General features: G+C 59.3%; 17 protein-coding genes and 1 pseudogene. 8 read left to right on the top strand and 10 right to left on the bottom strand.

Going from position 1 to position 18,868, the window contains the following annotated elements:
* Positions 1-18 precede the first annotated feature (18 nt).
* Positions 19-1,386: an epoxide hydrolase family protein gene (locus TU73_RS02975; protein WP_057010906.1), complete on the bottom strand. Its 1,368-nt coding sequence runs from the start codon at positions 1,384-1,386 to the stop codon at positions 19-21.
* Between the two features lie 612 nt (positions 1,387-1,998).
* Complete coding sequence (locus tag TU73_RS02970; RefSeq protein ID WP_057010905.1) at positions 1,999-2,247, bottom strand: CsbD family protein; 249 nt, start codon at positions 2,245-2,247, stop codon at positions 1,999-2,001.
* A gap of 275 nt (positions 2,248-2,522) precedes the next feature.
* Here TU73_RS02970 and TU73_RS02965 point away from each other — a divergent pair, with 275 nt between their 5' ends.
* Positions 2,523-3,113, top strand: a complete 591-nt coding sequence (locus TU73_RS02965) for an acyl-homoserine-lactone synthase (protein WP_057010904.1) — start codon at positions 2,523-2,525, stop codon at positions 3,111-3,113.
* A 50-nt stretch (positions 3,114-3,163) separates the two neighbouring features.
* Here the strand turns inward: TU73_RS02965 and TU73_RS02960 are convergent, their stop codons facing one another.
* Entirely contained in the window at positions 3,164-3,889 is a 726-nt protein-coding gene (locus TU73_RS02960; protein WP_057011316.1) for an autoinducer binding domain-containing protein, read from the bottom strand.
* Between the two features lie 445 nt (positions 3,890-4,334).
* On the opposite strand from TU73_RS02960, the pseudogene TU73_RS29270 reads away from it, so the two are divergent.
* Together TU73_RS29270 and TU73_RS02955 are read left to right on the top strand one after the other, a co-directional pair.
* Positions 4,335-4,493 (top strand): annotated as a pseudogene (locus TU73_RS29270) (PhzA/PhzB family protein); the annotation flags it as partial.
* A gap of 183 nt (positions 4,494-4,676) precedes the next feature.
* Positions 4,677-5,969, top strand: a complete 1,293-nt coding sequence (locus tag TU73_RS02955; RefSeq protein WP_057010903.1) for an MFS transporter — start codon at positions 4,677-4,679, stop codon at positions 5,967-5,969.
* Between the two features lie 31 nt (positions 5,970-6,000).
* Here the strand turns inward: TU73_RS02955 and TU73_RS02950 are convergent, their stop codons facing one another.
* Both TU73_RS02950 and TU73_RS02945 read right to left on the bottom strand, forming a co-directional pair.
* Positions 6,001-7,734 (bottom strand): hydrogenase maturation protein, encoded by a 1,734-nt coding sequence (locus TU73_RS02950; protein ID WP_057010902.1) that lies wholly within the window; start codon positions 7,732-7,734, stop codon positions 6,001-6,003.
* A gap of 109 nt (positions 7,735-7,843) precedes the next feature.
* A complete protein-coding gene (locus TU73_RS02945) occupies positions 7,844-8,755 on the bottom strand; it encodes a LysR family transcriptional regulator (protein WP_057010901.1) in 912 nt (303 codons plus the stop codon).
* Between the two features lie 141 nt (positions 8,756-8,896).
* On the opposite strand from TU73_RS02945, the gene TU73_RS02940 reads away from it, so the two are divergent.
* On the top strand, positions 8,897-10,102 hold the full coding sequence (locus TU73_RS02940; RefSeq protein WP_057010900.1) for an MFS transporter: 1,206 nt from the start codon (positions 8,897-8,899) through the stop codon (positions 10,100-10,102).
* A 5-nt stretch (positions 10,103-10,107) separates the two neighbouring features.
* Here TU73_RS02940 and TU73_RS02935 read toward each other — a convergent pair whose 3' ends face one another.
* Positions 10,108-11,454, bottom strand: a complete 1,347-nt coding sequence (locus TU73_RS02935) for a DUF6687 family protein (RefSeq protein ID WP_057010899.1) — start codon at positions 11,452-11,454, stop codon at positions 10,108-10,110.
* 25 nt (positions 11,455-11,479) lie between these two features.
* The gene (locus tag TU73_RS02930) at positions 11,480-12,901 is read right to left on the bottom strand and encodes an MFS transporter (RefSeq protein ID WP_057010898.1); all 1,422 of its coding nucleotides are present in this window, start codon (positions 12,899-12,901) and stop codon (positions 11,480-11,482) included.
* Positions 12,902-13,100: 199 nt separating this feature from the next.
* Here TU73_RS02930 and TU73_RS02925 point away from each other — a divergent pair, with 199 nt between their 5' ends.
* Together TU73_RS02925 and TU73_RS02920 are read left to right on the top strand one after the other, a co-directional pair.
* Positions 13,101-13,754, top strand: coding sequence for a helix-turn-helix transcriptional regulator (locus tag TU73_RS02925; protein ID WP_057011315.1), 654 nt, complete (start codon positions 13,101-13,103; stop codon positions 13,752-13,754).
* 55 nt (positions 13,755-13,809) lie between these two features.
* Positions 13,810-14,712, top strand: coding sequence for a LysR family transcriptional regulator (locus TU73_RS02920; protein WP_057010897.1), 903 nt, complete (start codon positions 13,810-13,812; stop codon positions 14,710-14,712).
* A 1-nt stretch (position 14,713) separates the two neighbouring features.
* Here the strand turns inward: TU73_RS02920 and TU73_RS02915 are convergent, their stop codons facing one another.
* Positions 14,714-15,646, bottom strand: coding sequence for a cupin domain-containing protein (locus TU73_RS02915; RefSeq protein WP_057010896.1), 933 nt, complete (start codon positions 15,644-15,646; stop codon positions 14,714-14,716).
* Positions 15,647-15,838: 192 nt separating this feature from the next.
* Here TU73_RS02915 and TU73_RS29570 point away from each other — a divergent pair, with 192 nt between their 5' ends.
* Together TU73_RS29570 and TU73_RS02905 are read left to right on the top strand one after the other, a co-directional pair.
* Positions 15,839-16,291 carry a hypothetical protein gene (locus tag TU73_RS29570; protein ID WP_057011314.1) on the top strand — a complete coding sequence of 151 codons (453 nt, stop codon included), beginning with the start codon at positions 15,839-15,841 and terminating at the stop codon, positions 16,289-16,291.
* Between the two features lie 42 nt (positions 16,292-16,333).
* The gene (locus tag TU73_RS02905) at positions 16,334-16,615 is read left to right on the top strand and encodes a hypothetical protein (RefSeq protein ID WP_057010895.1); all 282 of its coding nucleotides are present in this window, start codon (positions 16,334-16,336) and stop codon (positions 16,613-16,615) included.
* A 38-nt stretch (positions 16,616-16,653) separates the two neighbouring features.
* On the opposite strand, the gene TU73_RS28900 is transcribed toward TU73_RS02905, so the two are convergent.
* Both TU73_RS28900 and TU73_RS02900 read right to left on the bottom strand, forming a co-directional pair.
* Positions 16,654-16,833 carry a hypothetical protein gene (locus TU73_RS28900; protein WP_124356126.1) on the bottom strand — a complete coding sequence of 60 codons (180 nt, stop codon included), beginning with the start codon at positions 16,831-16,833 and terminating at the stop codon, positions 16,654-16,656.
* 201 nt (positions 16,834-17,034) lie between these two features.
* On the bottom strand, positions 17,035-18,828 hold the full coding sequence (locus TU73_RS02900) for a thiamine pyrophosphate-requiring protein (protein WP_057010894.1): 1,794 nt from the start codon (positions 18,826-18,828) through the stop codon (positions 17,035-17,037).
* Positions 18,829-18,868 lie beyond the last annotated feature (40 nt).

The raw sequence follows: 18,868 nt of genomic DNA, 5'->3' as shown, positions 1-18,868 counted from the left end.
GACTCGATGGCGTGTGAGCTACTGGGCTGTCTTCGTTGCGCTCAGCTTGGCGCGCAGCGGCCGGAAGGCCTCCCGCAACTCTTCGCTGAACAATTGAGGTTGCTCCCAGGAAGCGAAGTGGCCGCCCTTGTTAACCTGGCTGTAGTAGGAAAGTGATGGGTAAGCGCGTTGCGCCCAGCTTTTTGGCGCCTGGTAGATCTCGTGCGGGAAGACCGTGATCGCCACCGGCACCTTGATGCTTGCGGTGTTCTGCGCGGCAGCGCTGAAATTGTTGTTGTTGTTTTCCCAGTAGAAACGCGATGACGATGCGCCTGCGTTCGTCAGCCAGTACAGGCTGATATCGTCCAGCATCTCGTCACGGCTCAATACCCGTTCAGGCTGGCCATCACTGTCCGTCCATGCGGCGATTTTTTCGTACATCCACGCCGCAGTTCCGGTAGGCGAATCGGCCAGCAGGTAACCGATAGTCTGCGGGCGCGTAACCATCATCGCGCCGTATGCTGCATTGCGGCCGAAGAAGGTGCTCAAGGAATCAAACGCCTTGCGTTCAGGCTCAGTGAGCCCGACAGGCGCCGGGTCACCACTACTGATCGGCTTGACCAATTCGGGCGGGATGGTGGCCGGCATGTTCAAGTGAATGCCCAACAGACCCGGAGGATTCAGGCGGCCCAATGCATCCGATATCACCGAACCGTGATCTCCGCCCTGGGAAACATAGTGGGTATAACCCAGACGCTTGATGAGCACATCCCAAGCCTTCGCGACTCGATCCGGCCCCCAGCCCAATTCAGTTGGCTTACCGGAAAAACCGTGTCCCGGAATCGATGGAATGATCACGTCGAACGAATCTTCAACCTTACCGCCGTAAGCAACGGGATCCGTTAGCGGGCCGATAGTTTTCAGGAACTCGAATTGTGAGCCAGGCCATCCGTGTGTCAGAAGCAGCGGCATCGCGTTGGGGTTTCGCGAGCGAACATGGATGAATTGAATATCGACGCCGTCGATAGTGGTGATGAATTCAGGCAGCGCATTGAGCTTTGCTTCGGCCTTGCGCCAGTCATAGCCGCTGCCCCAATACTTCACCAGCGCCTGGACCTGGGCTAACTGCACTCCTTGGGAAACGTCATTGACGGTCTCTTTGTCCGGCCAGCGGGTCGCTGCAATGCGCTTTTTCAGATCGGTCAATTGAGCTTCATCGACGTGAATTCGATAAGGTCGAATCGATTCGGGATTGGTCGAGGCCGAACTGGCAACTGACGCATCGGCGGCCGGGCCAGCAGCCCAGGCACCACCGTTGCCGGTTATCAGGGCCAACCCCAAAACACCCATTCTCACGGAAGAGGCCAGACAATGGCGCCAGGTGAAACCGAACGTAGCTGCAGGCATTTTGAATTTCCTATAAGTCATTGTTCGACAACGTCGCGAAACGCGCAGAGATAGCCGCGAGTTAAATGAGTCATCCATTGGAGAAGGTTTGCGCCTTCTCGATGGGTTCATTTAAAGCCCCGCAGGTATCCCGTATGTGTCATCAACCGACTTAAAAGAATCGCTGTGTATCTATCCAAAGCGCAGATACAAAACGATACAAACCGACCACTCGCTCATAAGAAAAGCCAATGCCCCGACTTGTCGGGGCATTGGCTTTTCTGGGACGCGGAAAACATAAGGGTTTTTCAGCCCATCAAGCCCGGCAAAGGGCATCGAGGCCTCGTCGATTGCCAGGCGGCATGACTACCCAAGGAACGCGCAGATACCCCGCTCAACTTCAGGCCCCTCCACGCTTAAACCTGGGAATGTCCAATCCCAAGCTCTCGCGCAACGTCGTGCCTTCATATGCCGTGCGATACACGCCACACGCTTGCAACAACGGTATGACTTGTTTACCTCGCCTATCTCGGCGCAGGAATGCTGATAGGCCATGATTGTCACGAAGATGGGGCTTCGGGCCTATTCCAGCCTGAGGGAGCGTCCCTGACGGAACGCCCTTTCCTCTATGACTCAGCGGCGAAAGAGACGGTCTAGAACCAGCAGCGCTACTGCACCAATCGCGATGGCAGCAACTGGTTTTTCTTTAACAAACGTAGTGACGCCGTCCACTACGTCGCCGTAGGTCTGGGTCAACTGACCTGCAGCTTGACGACCAGCGCCTTCTGCTTCCAGTTTAGAATCACCAAACAGCTTCCCAACGACGCTCTGTGCCTTTCCAGCAACCTTTTCTGCAACACCTTCGACTTGTTCACTCTTCATAAATCACCAAACCTTTGCGTGTAATTAGTTAGCTCAGGTTCAACCTGAGCCAGGCGCTAGCTGCACAGCGTTAGGGGGATGAGCGTCAGCATAAGTTCAAAGTTGTTGAGGCTCTTGGGGTGGCCGCTGGATTCCTGCTCGAACTCCTCACGCCTCGTTTGCACTCCAGCCCCGCCGACCACACCAGCTCGCCCTACAAGATCTTGTAGTCGCTAACCCTCCACAAGTCCTCTATAAAAAACCGCACTCCCCCCTCCCCCAAGGAACACCCTGCCATGCACATGGAAGAGCACACGCTGAGCGCAATGGACGACGAGCTTAAACTCATGCTGGGCCGCTTTCGGCATGAACAATTCGTCGAAAAACTAGGGTGGCGATTGCCTATCCCACCGCACCAGGCCGGTTATGAATGGGATCAATACGACAACGAGCACGCCCGTTACCTCCTGGCGTTCAACGAGCAGCGTTCAATCGTCGGCTGCGCTCGGCTGATACCCACCACATTCCCCAACCTGCTGGAGGGTGTGTTCAGCCATGCCTGCGCAGGCACACCACCCAGGCATCCCGCCATTTGGGAAATGACACGCTTCACCACCCGCGAGCCGCAACTGGCCATGCCGTTGTTCTGGAAAACCCTCAAGACCGCCAGCCTGGCGGGTGCCGATGCCATCGTCGGAATCGTCAACAGCACGATGGAACGCTATTACAAGATCAACGGGGTCAAGTACGAACGCCTGGGATCGGTTATCGAGCATCAGGGCGAAAACATCCTCGCCATCAAACTCTCGGCTCACCGGGAACACCACCGCGGCGCCCGCTTACCTTCAGCCTTCACGTCTGACGCATTCTTGGAAGAGACTGCTTGATAATAACGGCCGAGTCGTCCTCTTGGGCGACTCGGCGCAGCAGATGAACCTCAGATATAGCCCAGCGCGACGGCGTAAGACACTGCCTGTACGCGGTTGCTGGCGCCAATTTTGCGTTGGATGTTGCGGTGATGGTAGTTCACGGTGTCGGTGCATACGCCCATGATCACGCCAATTTCCTCCGAGGTCTTGCCATCGGCGGTCCAGCGCAACACACCACATTCGCGCTCGCTGAACTCTACATCCGTGTTGAACGCACGAACATCAGTCTCCAGCGCGGAAATTTTCTCCAGGGCCGCTGCCGCAAACGCTTTGGTCACTGGCTTCAATGCTTCAAATTCCTGAAGACTGATGGCGTTGTCCTTGCGTGCCAGGCTTAACACCCCGACCCGGCCCTGGGTGTTGAACGAAGGTTGGGCCAGGCCATGGCATAGACTCGAGTCGTTGGCTTCTGACCACAGGTCCGAGCAGTCTCGGAACAAGTCGTTGCTCCATAAAATGGGGGCCGACGAGACCTTGCTGTGTTTCACCGTGGGGTCGATCGTCGCATAGTTAGCGGCTTGATATCGTTGTAGCCAGTGCTCGGGATAGTTGCCGTACATATAGGTCTTGGGCCGCATGAACGGCGTCACGCTGCACATGCCATAGGCAAAAAAATCGAACCGCAGTTCACGCAAGGCTCTCAATGCAACAACAGTGAACTCCTCCATGTTCATGGTTTGTGCAAAGATACTGTAAAAATAAGCATCCCATCCCAACAGCTGTCCTAATTCCATTTTGAACACTTATAAGACTCCAAGGGAGTCGTGAGACTAAACTAACCTGAACGCCTGTCAACACCCAAAATCAACACTCATAGACTGCTTCGCACTAGCGACATGTTTTTTATGTCTAACCCAACTAACTAGCCATAGGCCACTGTTTCTCAGCCGACGAATGAGCCTGCACCTTCATAATAATGCAACACTCCATCCGCCTGATCGCGGCCGCCCTGAGCTACTACAAGATCTGGTAGTTCCAAGCCCGGGAAACGCAGGTATATAAACAACGCCACACAAAACAATTAATGCGAAACAGTTCAAAAGCATTCAATTTCGTCGCATGCAATTAACTAATTATTTAATTGATTGTTCGCGATTTTAATCAACTAAGGAGAACATTGCCCATGCCCGGTTCGCTTTCATCTGGCGGCTTTAATGACCATCTTGAAACCGATGCCCCCACTTCCTGCACTCCTTCGAGCTGCAAGACGGCAAAGTAAAACGCAACCGCGAATTCATGAATGTCTTTCAACTATTGCGCGCCTTGGGTATTTGCGCCCGCTGCCTGCGTCCTAACGTCGCAGCCGCCAGCTCTTGGAAAATCCCACACAAGCCTTAGAATCGCGCGCTCGCTTGCAGTCGTCGGGGTCGATGGCTGGAGGCTAGCAACGCGTACCTGAATAGCTGGCCACACATTCGTCATGTGTGTCCGACTCAACCACCCTCATTTGCACAACACACTTCGGTTTGGCAATCGCATGCACGCCTGTGCCTGTTTCACTGTTCGATTCTAGAGGTCTATATGTCTGCGCGTTTGCTGGCCATGGCGCTGGCGCCCTTGCTCGGGCTGTTCATTGTTGCTTTGGGCAACGGCTTTCTTTCATCCCTGACCACCCTTCGACTGGACGCGGCCGGTGCCTCGGCCACCATGATTGGTATCGTTTCCTCGGCGTACTTTATTGGCCTGACGCTGGGCGCCGTCTTTAATGATCGATTGATTCTGCGCATCGGTCATATCCGCGCCTACGGCAGCTTTGCCTCGTTGATCGCGGTGACCATCCTGCTGCAAGGATTGTTCTATGACACGTGGGGCTGGTTCGCGCTGCGTCTGATCAACGGCTGGGCCACGGTCGGGGTGTTCCTGGTGATCGAGAGCTGGCTGCTGCTGGCCGGCGACGCGAAGATCCGCGGGCGCTTGCTCGCGCTGTATATGATCGTGCTGTATGGCGCGGGAGTGCTGGGCCAGGCTGCGCTGGGGAAGATCACCGGCTTGAGCGACAGTGCACCGTTCATGGTGGCCGGCATGCTTGCTTCGTTATCGGTGCTGCCTATTGTGATCCTGCCACGGGTGTCGCCGCTGCTGGATCAGGTTGAACCCCTCAAGCCACGGCAACTGCTGGGCGTGACGCCGACCGGGCTGATCGGGTGTTTTGGCTCGGGAGTCACCATTGCGGCGATTTACACCTTGCTGCCGCTGTACCTGCAACGCGCCGGCCTGGATGTCGGCGAAGTCGGCAGCATGATGGCCTGGACAATCCTCGGCGCCATGCTCCTGCAATATCCAGTCGGGCGCTGGTCCGACCACAAGGAACGTTTGCAGGTGCTGACAATTCTGGCGATGGCCTGCACGGTCTTGTCGCTGGTGATCGTATTGCTACCGTTATCCTCGGTGATGCTGGCCGTGCTGCTGTTCCTGCTCGGCGGCGCGGTGTTCGCGCTCTACCCGGTTGCCGTCAGCCATGCCGCCGACCGCGCCCCTGCCGAAGCGCTGGTACCGATGATCCAGGGCCTGCTGCTGATCAACTCGTTGGGCTCGGCGATCAGTCCGATGATGATCTCACCGGTGATGAATTCGTTCGGCCCAAGTGGACTGTTCTGGGTGTTCGCGCTGGTCAACCTGTGCATGGTCAGCTTTTTCTTATGGCGCCGTAACAAACGCCCCGCCCCGTCCAATCCAGCACCTTTTACCGCTGCGGCAACGTTCTCGCCGACCGGTGCTGAATTGCGCGTGACCGAAGATCTGCGCCAGGCGGCGCAGGATCATCCGCCCATGGTCGATGCGCTGAGTGGCGAGCCCACCCACTCCCAGTCCTGAACCCCACCCAATCGCCCCTGGCCCGTGCGGCTTATGCGCTTTCCCGCTTCTCTTTTACTGTCGGCTGTGGGCTCAACGCCCACGGCGCCATCAACCGCTGCGGGCTCTGGCAAGTTTTACGCTTAAGCACAAAGCCCTGGCACTTTTGCGCAAACTGTTGACGGTCTTGCACCATATCCATCTGCATTTGTGCCAGCTCACGTTCGCGACAGCGCTCAACCTGCTGAATATCCATCGCGGCTTTACGGGCACGTGCTTGAAGGCATTTCTCATCGGTCAACGCACTGCTGGCCTGCTGCATGAGCCACCGACCGAATGCGTCTGGGCAACGCGGTCCGATGCCTTGGATCATTGCGTATTGCTGGGCTTGGAGGGCACTGATGGGCAGGCATTCTTCGGTGAGTTTGTGCGCGATTTCACTGCCGACGGCCCGTGGCAGGCTGTAGGTCCAGTATTCGGAGCCATAAAGCCCCATGGTTTTGTAATGCGGGTTGAGCACGACACCCTCGCGGGCCAATACAACATCGGCGGCCAGCGCCAGCATCACGCCGCCTGCGCCAGCGCTGCCGGTCAGGCCGCTGATTACCAGTTGCCTCGCTGTTAGAAGCTCCAGGCACACATCGTCGATGGCCTGGATGTTGGCCCAGGCTTCCAGCCCCGGCACTTTGGCGGCCTGGATGACGTTGAGATGAACACCATTGGAAAAACTGCCGCGCCCGCCCTTGATCAGCAACACCTGGGTATCTCGCGCCTTGGCCCAGCGCAATGCAGCCACCAGGCGCTGGCATTGTTCGGTGCTCATGGCGCCGTTATAGAACTCGAACGTCAGTTCGCCGACGTGTCCGATTTCGCGGTAGCGAATCGGTTGATAAACCAGCGCATTAAACGCCTGGTGGGCGATGGAGCTATCGAGCACCGGCACGCCGGCCAACCGCTCAGCCAGGACCTGCCGTGCCGGCAGCTTGAAGGTCTCCTCCCCTGGCTGGGCTTTGGGTTTGAGCGAGCCGATCCACAGGCTGCGGTCGCCGGCCGCCACCAGCACGGCGTCGTCCTGTATCGCAAGGATTGCTCCCGGCGTACCCTGGCGTGAATCCAGGTGTGCGTCGTACAGGTAATACTGCCCGCCCTCAAGGCTTGCCAGCACGCCGGGCTGGCCATCGGCGGCGTCGATGCTGCGTTTGATGAAGCTTGCGCAATCGAACCAACTGAAGGTTCGGTCGGCCTGGGTCATGTTCGGCTGCAAACGTCCGATAACGTTGGGTTGTGTGTAGTCGAGCGGCACCGGGACGAAGCCGTTGGCAAACTTTTGCACCACATCGCGGATGCACACCATCGCGGCGTCACTCACCGGGCCGTTGTACAGCTCGGATTTGCGCATATCAGTGGGCATGTCGAATTCGCAGGTGGACCAGATCGGCCCGGCATCCATTTCCTCTACCGCTTGCAGGGCCGTGACACCCCAGCGGCTGAGCTGCCCGGTAATGGCCCAATCCAGTGCACTGGCGCCACGGTCGCCGATGATGCCCGGATGAATGATCACTACCGGTCGCTGCGCATGGCTCCACAGCTGCTGTGGCACACGGTCCTTGAGAAAGGGGCAGATCACCAGATCGGCGCCTGAATCCTCGATCTGCCGGCACACCGAGGCTTCATCAGTGAACACCACCACGCTGGGGTCGTGACCCGCCTGGCGCAAGTCCAGCCAGGCGCGCTGGGTCAAACCGTTGAACGCCGACGATAACAAGAGGATCTTCAATGACCGCATGGCTGACTCTTCCTTGAGAATGCGCGGCCAGAGAGGCTCCTTGAGCCGTCCCTGGCCTTTGATGGATCACAAGATTATAGCGCTCGCCGGTACGGTCACCTGATCAGGATCAATCTTGCGTGCCCAGCCCGGCGATCAACGCATCGAGCACCACGCGAACCTTGGGCTGCGCCTGGCGGCTCTTGATCCAGACCAGGTTGATCTCAAACCCTGCTGTCGCCAATTGCGGCAAGACCTGGACCAATGTCCCGTCGTGCAGCTGTTGCTTGGCCAGCCACGTCGGCAACTGGACGATACCGCAGCCAGCCAACGCGGCCATCAGCAGCCCTTCACCATTGCCCACCACCCACTGCGGCGCTGCATGCTTGTGCAGCGTCATGCCCTGTTCACCGGTGTAGCGCCACGGGCTGATACGCCCATCCACCCAGCCATAAGCGATGCACTGATGGTGTGCGAGGTCGTGTTCCGACACCGGTGTGCCATGACGGGCCAGGTACGCCGGGGCGGCACACAAGACATGCCATTCATGCGCGAGCACCTTGTGCCCTAGCGTCTGCGGCCAGTCATCCGTATTGCCGATGCGCACGACGATGTCGGCACCTTCCCGGAACGGGTCGACCAGGCCATCACAGAAGGTCAGGTGCGGCACCAGCAGCGGATGTGCCTGCATCCATGGAACAAGGAATGGCAGCACCTGGGTGCGACCGAATGTGCCTGGCAGGTCAATGCGCACTCGTCCACGCGGCTCGGTATTTTCCGCTTGCAGGGACAGCTCGGCTTCTTCCAGGTCAGCCAGCACCCCGGTGCAGGTACGTAGGAACGCCGTGCCCGCATCGGTCAATGCCAATACACGCGTCGTACGCTGGAACAGTCGGGCGCCCAGGCGTTTTTCCAGCCTGGCAATGGATTTACTGACGGCAGATGCGGTCAGGGCCATGTTTTCGGCAGCCGCTGCGAAGCTGCCGCATTGCGCAACGCAGACAAACACGTCAATGCCCTTCAAACGTTCGGAGGCAAACATAGACGGTCCTTATTCATGAATTCATTTCCTGATTCGTTGGAAAAAGTATCGTAAATCAGAATTCACGGCACCAGTAAGCTATGTCTATCCAGACAAGCGGTTCATGGCGCTTGCACTTGGTCAATGGACGATGAGGCTCGAATGCTCGCCACGCTTAAAACCTACCCCGCTACCCTCAACCTGCTGCTGTGCGCTTCATTGGTACTGACTCTGGCCCGGGCGGTCACCCTGCCCTATCTGGTGATCTACTTATCGGGCAACTTTGACCTGGGCATTGCCGACATCGGCCTGGTCATTGGCAGCACGCTGATCATCGGCTCTTTACTGAGCCTGTATGGCGGGTTCCTGGTGGACCGGATACGCAGTTACCCGCTGATTCTCACCTGTTGCGCAGTATTCACCCTGGCTTTTCTTAGCGCGTACGGCGCATCCCAGCTGTGGTTGTTCTACCTGTGCCTGGTACTGGTCAACCTGGCGTATGCGGTGATTGATATCGCGGTGAAGTCCGGATTCGGCAGCCTGCTCCCCGTCGATCAGCGCAGCGAAGCGTTTTCGATCAAGTACACCTTGACCAATATCGGCTATGCCATCGGGCCATTTCTCGGCGCTGGGGTGGCCAGCCTGGGCATCAGCCTGCCGTTCCTGCTGTCGGCGGGGCTTGGAGCCGGCTACTTCCTGATCTACTGCGTATGGGGCGACAAAAACCTGGCGACTGTCGAAACGGGCCAACCACCCACGCCGTTCCTGGCGGTCGGCAAGGTATTGCTGCGTGATTACCGCCTGGTGTGCTTTACGCTGGGAGGCTTATTGAGTGCCGTGGTGTTCGGCCAGTTCACCGCTTACCTCTCGCAGTACCTGATGGTGACCACCACGCCTGAGTCTACCTACCGGATCATCAGCACCGTGGTGGCGACCAACGCCCTGATGGTGATCAGCCTGCAATACAGCCTCGGCAAGCGTATTTCCCGGCGGCACCTGAACGCCTGGCTGGCGGCAGGGCTGAGCCTCTTTATCGTCGGGCTGGGCGGTTTTGCCCTGTCGACCACGCTGGTGGTGTGGGTGATTGCCATGGCGATCTTCACCCTCGGTGAAATCATCGTCTTCCCAGCCGAATACATGTTCATCGACAGCATTGCGCCGAACCACCTGCGAGGCATGTACTACGCGGCGCAGAACCTGGGCAACATCGGCGCCGCGCTCGGGCCGGTGCTATGCGGCCTCGTGCTGGCGACGCAACCGGCGCAGTATATTTTCTACATGCTGATGCTGTTCATCGTTGCCGGCGGGTTGTTCTACTGGTTGGGCGGTCGCATTGCCAGTGATGGGAACCTTGAACCGCTGAGGTGAGGCGCTCAACCTGCCCCGCTCGCCGAACCTGAGCGCGATCCGCGCCAGGCGACGGGTGCAACGGCCAGGAACTGCCTCAGCTCCATCAGTAACATCGCGCTCGAGTACCGCGTAGCGCCTGGGTTGGCGCATTTCATCGCCGGCATGATGTTTTCCACGCCGCCGTAGTGCCAGGTACAGCCTTCTCGTTCATCCTGCTGAAGGGCCCGGGTAAAGATCGACAGGTCCCGACGTGGCCGAGGAATGCCTGAAATACGCTCCACCCAGCTCTCGTAACGCTGCCTGACTTCCAGTGCCGCACCGTGGACAATCGCCACGACACCGCAGCGTGTCCGGTTGTGAAAGGCGATGTTCGACAAGCCGAAATAAGGTTGCTGGTAGTCCAAATGATCCGAAACGAGCGCAGCCGGCAGATGGAACACCGCCAGATCGACGTCCTTGTATTCCACCAGCCGCGTTTCGGGATGGCTCAACAAGCGCTCACTGCGCGCCAGGTGATGCATGCCTTCGGCATAGCAATGGGCGTACTGTCCGGGATGCTCCAAAACGTGGCCCACCTTCGGCAACACAGCTCGATAGGTCTGCAGCAAGGCCGTATCGGCATCGAGAACGCCCGGCCGTTTCGCTTGGGCCGCCATTGAATTGAGGGTAAAGGCTGCTCTCAGCGCTTGGGGCGACGTTCCTCTAGAGAAGTCGCCAAGCCTGGCCACATCAATCAACAAGTCCTGGTGCCGCAGTGCGCTGGCAGGCGACAGAAACGCATAAATCGAAGCCAGCCCATCCAGGTCGAAATGATCGCTGGTGACAATCCTTGCCTCACCCACGGGATTGCCTTCGCGCAGATAACGGAATGCGCTTTGCGTTGACAGGTTGGCTTTATAACGCTGCGGTGTGTGGTTCGATGGCCAATGTGAAAGGGTCAGTAAGGTGGCGGCGTTATCAATGGAGTCCAGCGAGATGTTGGGCACCTGTGCGGTATGCCCCAGCGGTAGATACCGGAACGGACTGTCCGGGTCGATACCGCCGACGGCGTGTTCAACGCCCGCTACCGGATCAGCCTGCGTACGAGCGGGTATGGCCAAGCGACATAAACTTGCCTCGATCGGTCCACGCACCAGCTCTCCACTGGTGCCGAGGGTATAGCGCAAGCGAGAGAGGTTTTCTCGACGGATATCGCTCGGGTCGCCATTGTTCAAGACCGTCCCACTGCCGCCGATGGCGCTGGGCAAATCAATGAAGTGGTTGTTGACGATGCCGATGGCCCGCCCACCCAGTACCCGGGTTTCAAGGCTGGACAGCTGTGCGGCGATATCCGCATCGGCCACTAACTCAGATGAACACAGTTGGTTCATGCTCGAACTCCCTTCGAAGAAATAATCAGGCTGCATCCAGTGCTGCGCGCTCGGCTTTGCTTCGTATAACCGGCCGGACGCTGACGAATATGAGCAGCGACAGCGCGGCGTACACCCCAAAGAGCCAGGCTGCGGCACTCGATGCACCCGTCACGCCCCCGGGCGAAGAGAAGCCGCCAAGGTTGACGATCATGCCGGCCAATGCGGCCCCGATCGCCGTAGCGATCAGTTGAACCGTGGTGATCGAAGCGCCAGCCAACTCCTTTTCATCCTCGGCCACGCTTTCCAGCACGCGTGTGAGCAGATGCGGCCACGCCAGGCCGATCCCGGCGCCGACCGCCAGCATTCCCGCACACACGCCTGCCACATTGAGCAGTGATGGATCGAACCGTGGTACGAATACAAACGCCAGTACCAACCCGGCAACAATGAAAAACGGCGCGATGCCAATGGCACGCAGCGCGGTAGTGGATTTCAGCCCGGAACTGTAAAGCGCCCCCAAGGTCCAGCCCGCAGCCATCAACGCGCTGATATAGCCCGCCAGCAACGGTGTCTGCAGGTGCAAGACTTGCAGGAAATACGGCACAAAGACTTCGCTGGTCATGCCGATCACCATCAGGCTCATGGACACATACAGCGGCAGCAACGCGCCGCGGGCAGCCAGGCCGCCCTTGGGCATCAAGCGCCAGGTCGAGCGGACCTCTACGCGATAAACCCAATAGAGCAGCAAGAAACCCACGGCCAGGCCGAGCACGCTGTAGATCGCCTCAGGCTTGATACTGCCGACCGAAATGGCCAACACCACGGCGCTCAGAAGCACCAATTGCGCCCACGGCACCCCTACAGTCCGGGAGGGATCCGCGCTTTTCTTCGGTAGCAGCGCCCAGGCCAGCACCATGAACAACGCGGTGACCGGAATCAGGGCCCAGAATGCGGCGCGCCAGGCATCGTACTCGGCGAACACCCCGCCCACGGCAGGCCCGATCAGCGTTGCAGCACCCCACATGCCCGAGATCAGGGCCATCGCCCGCGGCCACAAAGGCTCGGCGAAGACCAGGCGAATCATCGCGTAAGGCAGCGCGAACAGCAGGCCCCCGCCCAGGCCTTGAATAGTGCGGCCAAGAATCATGACCGCCATATCCGGCGCCAGGCTGCACACCCCGCTGCCAATGGCAAAGATCACTCCGGCCCAGACATACGCGGCCCTGGCGCCCAGGGCCTTGAGGCACTTGGTGGACAGCACCGAGCCAATGATCGAGGCGACCACAAACAAGGTCGTGTTCCAGGCGTAGTAGTCCAGCCCACCGATATCGGCTACCACTGACGGCAGTATGGTCGTCACCAGATAGACGTTGATGGCGTGAAGTGCGACGCCTCCCGCCAACGCCGCAGAGCGTAAACCGTTCTTCCCAAGGAGTAGCGCTGACCAACCTGTAGTAGATGTCATCCTGATATCCAAGTCTGATTAACCTGGGATCACTGTATTACAAAAGATAAACCTTGTGTAATTGTCCTGCCTTTTTTTAAGTGATTTTCCTGACCGTCAAAACTGACTATGCTGGCAGGCCCCTGCCCTTATGCAATGGGTGACGCCACAGTCGACGGACGTCAGTGATGCCTTCATTTCCCATGGTTACGCGCAACCTATGACCACCAGAACTAACGACGACACCCAGGCCTCCACAGCCGATCGCATCCTGTTCATGCTCAAGACCCGTGGCCCCTTGAAGACCACTGAACTGGCGACTCTGCTTGAAGTGACCTTCGAAGCCACCCGGCAGCACATTCAGAAATTGCAGGCGTCAGAGCTGATCACCGGCATGTGCGCACCGACCAGCGGCGCCGGCCGACCGTCCCTGAGATGGGCGTTGACCGATACCGGCCACGGCAAGTTTCCGGACGCCCACAGCGTGTTGACCCTGCACCTGATCGAAACCATCGAAGGGGTTTTCGGCACCGAGGGGGTCGAGAAAATAATCGCCAGCATGGAAACGACCAATCGACGCGAATACCTCCAGGCCTGCGAGAAAGCCTCATCCCTGGAAGAAAAGGTGCGCATCCTTGTAGGCATCCGTGAACGTGCCGGCTACATGGCGCAAATGGAGGCGGCGGGCGACGGCTGGCTGCTGATCGAGAATCACTGCCCGATCTGCGCGGCGGCCCGCAAATGCCAGGGCTTCTGCCGGTCGGAACTGCAGATATTCCGCGCAGCCCTGGGCGACAGCGTCGTGGTCGAGCGTTGTGAATACCTGATTTCCGGGGATCGGCGTTGCGTCTACAGCATCCAGCCACGCATGTGAGCCGCCCTCCCCCTGTCGCCCTTTGATTGCGCCATGCTCGACAACGAGGCTGCCCTTGGACTATTTCGCCGCCCTCACCGCCTTCGTCGAAGCCGCCGAAGGCAATAACTTCTCCCGCGCCGCCGAGCGCCTGGGCATCAAGGCGTCCACGGTGTCGCGCTACGTGAAGGATCTTGAGCAAGACCTGGGCATCGCGTTGTTCAACCGCTCCACTCGCACGCTGCACCTGACTGAAGGAGGCCAGACCTTCCTGATGCACGCTCGCAGGGTGTTGGATGAGCTGGAACACGCCAAGGCCGCCACCTCGGCGTTGAACCAGCAGCCCCGAGGCTTGTTGAAACTCAACCTGCCGCCGGCATTTGCCCGGCATCACATCCTGCCGGCCTTGAACGATTTCCGCGTGCGCTACCCGCAAATCAGCGTGGAGCTGGTGCTGGATAACGCCCAGGTCAACCTGATCCATGCCGGCGTCGACCTGGCCATTCGCATTGGCGCGCTGGCCGATTCCACGCTCAAGGCCCGCAAACTCAGCGACGGCCAGTACTTTGTGGTGGCCAGTGCGGCGTTCGCGATGCAGTACCCGCCCCCGTCAACGCCCACCGACCTGGCCGGTTTGCCTGCCGTGGTGGGTACGACTTCCAGCGCTATTACCTTTGTGAACGGCGACCTGGCGTTACCGCTGATGCATGCCACCTGTATTCGCATCAACGATCTCGACGCGCAGTTGATCGCTGCACGCCAAGGCCTGGGCTTTGCGTTGCTGCCGGACTGGCTGGTGGCCCGCAGCATCGACGCCGGCGAGCTTGTGGTGTGGTTGCCGCAGTGGCGCGTTCGCGATGTCGAGCGGGCGTTTGCCGTGTGGTTTGTCTACCCGCCCAAGCGCATCGTGTCGTCCAAGGTCAGGTGTTTTATCGACTTTATCGTTGAACGATTGGGCCAGGCACCTGACTGGAAATGATTCAGCTGAAACGAATATCCAGGGAGCGCAGGTAAGTTTGCAGCCCGGCATCCTGGATCGGGATCAAGAACGCCTCGGTGTCTGATTCATTGAAGTGTGCGTGCCAGTACCCAGGCGGTGTGACAAACGCCAGGCCCGGCGACCAATCCACCCGCTGCGGGTTGCGGATCTGCCCATCCGCATCCAGCTCGGTGCCTACCAGGGAGTAACACCCCCGCGGGCAATCAATGATGAAGTCCAGCGCAATCGACTGATGCCGATGGGGTTTCTGCACCGAGCCCGCCGGCAGGATCCCGTACATTGCCCACAGCACATGGGTCACCGTGCGGGTCTGCGGGAAGTTGCGATTGCCCAGCAGAATGCTGATGCGGCTGCGGTCCTGCGCACGGGGATCATCCGCCGCTTCACGCAGTTTTGCGTTGGCCAGTGCCGCGGGGTACAGCGTCGGCGTAAAACGGTCTGCGCTGCGTGTCACCCCCAGGTAACGCAATAACGGTTCATCGTGCACATAGTAAAGACGCGCATCCTGGCTTGCGCGAAAGTGCGCCGCCTGCAAGCCGGGCAAGGCGATAAAGCAGCCTTTGGACCATTGAATCTCATGCGCCCCCTGGGCCACGCTGCCCTCCCCGGCAATCACGTAGAACACCTGGGAGGTCGCATTCGGTTGCAGGCTGAGGGTGTCGCCCCGATTAAGGCGCATGAAGTTCGCACACAGCCCGGGCCCGGTCGCCGGCCCCTCACAGCCCAGGGCGTCGCTGAGGTCCAGCGGTATCACCCGCGAGGGGCCGCTGGCATACAGCGAGGCAGGAAAGCTGTGGTAGGGAATCCGCGGGATGAGATTGGCGCTGATGGGGTTGGCCGCCTTGCTGTATTCGAAGTACTCGGCGTCCACTTGGTGCATGTCGCTTGGTGCGGGTTGCAATTCACGGTTCATCAGGCTCACCTCGGTCTGTGCTGGTGAGGGAACTATAGGCATGGCGGCTCAGCGGATTAACCCCTGGAGCTGCACAGCAGTTGTGCAAGATGGGAACGCTGGCAAGCGTTGCAGTGCCTTTCGGTCATTTGGATTGAACGATCATTTACCCAGCCTCCTCTATCGCAGGACATGTCAATGGAGGAAGTCATCATGATCGACTCAGCAACCGGAATGAGACCCGGCCAGCGCTACACCGTGCAAAACCTGGAGCGCACGAAGAATTTCGGTGGATTCTTCCTGGATGGAAAGTACTACCTCGGTCCCGAGCTGATGACTGCGGTGGGATGGCTGGAAGGCCAGAAGTTCCTGTATGACGAACTGGATGCCAACGGCGAGCCGGTGTTTCCTGATCGGGTCGCCGGCACTATCGAGGACTTGACCCTGGTGTTGAACGATGGCGCACGCCTGAAACTGCAGGAAATGCAGGTCGACGCCCCCACGCAGGCGCCTGAATCCGCACCGGCCAGTCAACGCCGGGAAGAAACCGGCAGGCGGGAAACCAGTCAGCCACCCTACTTACTGATTGCAACAGGCGCCGCCTTGCTGGTAGCCGGCATTGCGATTGCGCGTGCCTGTTGGATGAACACTCAACGCCGCAGATAACTGCCCGCGCCTCCGCACTCTTACTACGAAAGGTACGCAAGTATGTCTTACGACTTTGAAGGTTCTACAAGTGTCATCACCGCATCGCGCCATCTAGGCACCAGCTCAGATGAATGCCTGAATGACTCGGTAAACATCCACATGAGCAGCAGCGGTAAACCCACGGTGGTGCGGTTGGCATTCGATACCCCGCTTGAATGGCCAGGCCACCCGAACTTCGTGACGGTGAATTTGCCCGACGGCACCTCTGTGAGCGGGGTGATTGCTGAAATTCAAAGACCCACCGATGGGCCGGGCTGGGTCACTTTCACTGTGGACGATTAAAACCGCTGCTGGCGGCCCTGCCCCTACAGGGCCGTCGGTCATGCGCCTGATTCAGGGTCCTTGGACGGCCCGCCAGGGGCTACGCCGCCCTGGTCCACATCCGCTTCCCAAGGGCGCTCGACATTCGGGTCTTCTGACTTATCGTTTCGTTTTGCCGTATCAGGGCGTACTTTTTGCCCGGCATGGGTGCCTGGGCCTGGCGATGACGGCTTGTTCATACCTCCCTCCTCGAGCGCAGAGATGCGCCTGTCGATTGCATTTTCGGGCATACACGCCTGTGGAGGACAATCGATGTCCCGGGGTTCACTTGCGATAGACCTGCACAGACAAACGGCAGTCTCCTTCCGGCAATGGGCTCGAACCTTTGCGGTATTGGCTTTGCCTGCGTCAGCTGCGCCTGGGCCAAGCTCATTGCCCGCCTATTTCTTCGCGCCCCCCGGCAATACGCTGGCCAGCACTTGCTTGGCGGTTTGCACGATTACCCCGGCCTCCTGCGGATCCCCTTGGAGCAATGTGGAGGCAAACTTCTTCGCCTGCTCCAGCTTGATATGCGGCGGCAGTGGCGGCACGTTGGGATCGGTCTTGAACTCGATCAGCACCGGGACGTCCGATGCCAGCGCCTGCTCCCACGCCGCGGCGACGTCGTCTTCATGCTCGACGAAGATGCCTTTGAGCCCCAGGGAAATGGCGAACAGGTGGTACGGCACATCGGGAATATTCTGGGAGGCTTCGAACTTCGGATCGCCTTCCATGACCCGCTGCTCCCAGGTGACCTGGTTGAGGTCTTCGTTATTGAACACTGCGCAGATCCACTTCGGGCTTTGCCACTGTCGCCAATACTTGGCCACGGTGATCAACTCGGCCAGGTTGTTCATCTGCATCGCCCCATCCCCTACCAGCGCCACAACGGTGCGTTGTGGATGGGCAAATTTGGCCGCGATGGCATAGGGCACGGCGGCGCCCATGGATGCCAGGCCGCCGGACAGCGAGCATTGCATGCCGCGGCGGATCTTCAGGTCGCGGGCGTACCAGTTGGCGCAGGAGCCGGAGTCGCAGGTGATGATTGCGTGGTCGGGCAGGCGGGGCGACAGTTCATGCACGACGCGCTGCGGGTTGATCGGCTTGGCCTTGGCCAGGGCGCGCTTTTCCAGGGTCTTTTCCCAACTGCCACGCCAGCCTTCGACCTGCTTGCGCCACTTGCGCTGGCTCTTGCGTTCCAGCAACGGCAGCAATGCCGCCAGGGTTTCCTTGGCGTCACCCACCAGGTTGACTTCCATGGGGTAGCGCAGGCTCAGCATGTCCGGTTGCAGGTCGATCTGCACACCACGGGCCTGGCCTTCCCTGGGCAGGAATTCGGAATAGGGAAAACCCGAGCCGATCATCAACAGGGTGTCGCACTCGGTCATCAGCTTATAGCTGGGCTCGGTACCGAGCAGGCCAATGCTACCGGTGACCCAAGGCAAGTCGTCAGGCAGCACGGCCTTGCCGAGCAGGGCTTTGGCGGCTCCGGCGCCCAGCGCCTCGGCAATGGCGATGACTTCATCGGTGGCCCCCAACGCACCGGCGCCAACCAGGATGGCGACCTTTTCGCCGCCGTTCAGCACCTCGGCAGCGCGCTGCAAGTCGGCGGCATAGGGCAGTACCCTGGGTTTGGTGTAACCGACGCCGGAATGCACAGTGCCATGGGCTCGGGCTGGCGCTTCGTAAGGCTGCTCCTGCAGATCGTTGGGCAGGATGATCGCGGTGACCCTGCGCTCGCCCACGGCGGTGCGCACCGCGCGGTCCACCAGATGGCGCACCTGCGCCGGGGCCGAGGCCTGTTGCACAAAAGCCCCGGCGACATCCTTGAACATCGAGAGCAGGTCCAGTTCCTGCTGGTAATGACTGCCCAGTGCGGCCCTGGCCTGCTGCCCAACAATAGCCAGCACCGGCATGTGGTCCATACGCGCGTCATACAGGCCAGTGAGCAGATGCGCAGCACCCGGACCGGAAGTGGCGATGCACACCCCCAATTCACCGGTGAATTTGGCATGGGCCGAGGCCATGAAAGCGGCCATTTCTTCATGGCGCGCCTGGACGAATTCGATCTTGCCCTTGGCCCGATTCAAGGCGCCGAACACCCCGTTGATACCGTCGCCGGGGTAACCGAAAATACGCGTTACGCCCCACTCGCTGAGCCGTTCAACCAGAAAGTCGCCTACTGTCATTGTCATCGGATGGTTTTCTCCTTTATTTCAGAGAACAGAAGTCCCT

Origin of the sequence: Pseudomonas libanensis, assembly GCF_001439685.1 — a bacterium.
Taxonomy (GTDB): Bacteria; Pseudomonadota; Gammaproteobacteria; order Pseudomonadales; family Pseudomonadaceae; genus Aquipseudomonas; species Aquipseudomonas libanensis.
This window is presented reverse-complemented; position numbering and strand designations above follow the sequence as displayed.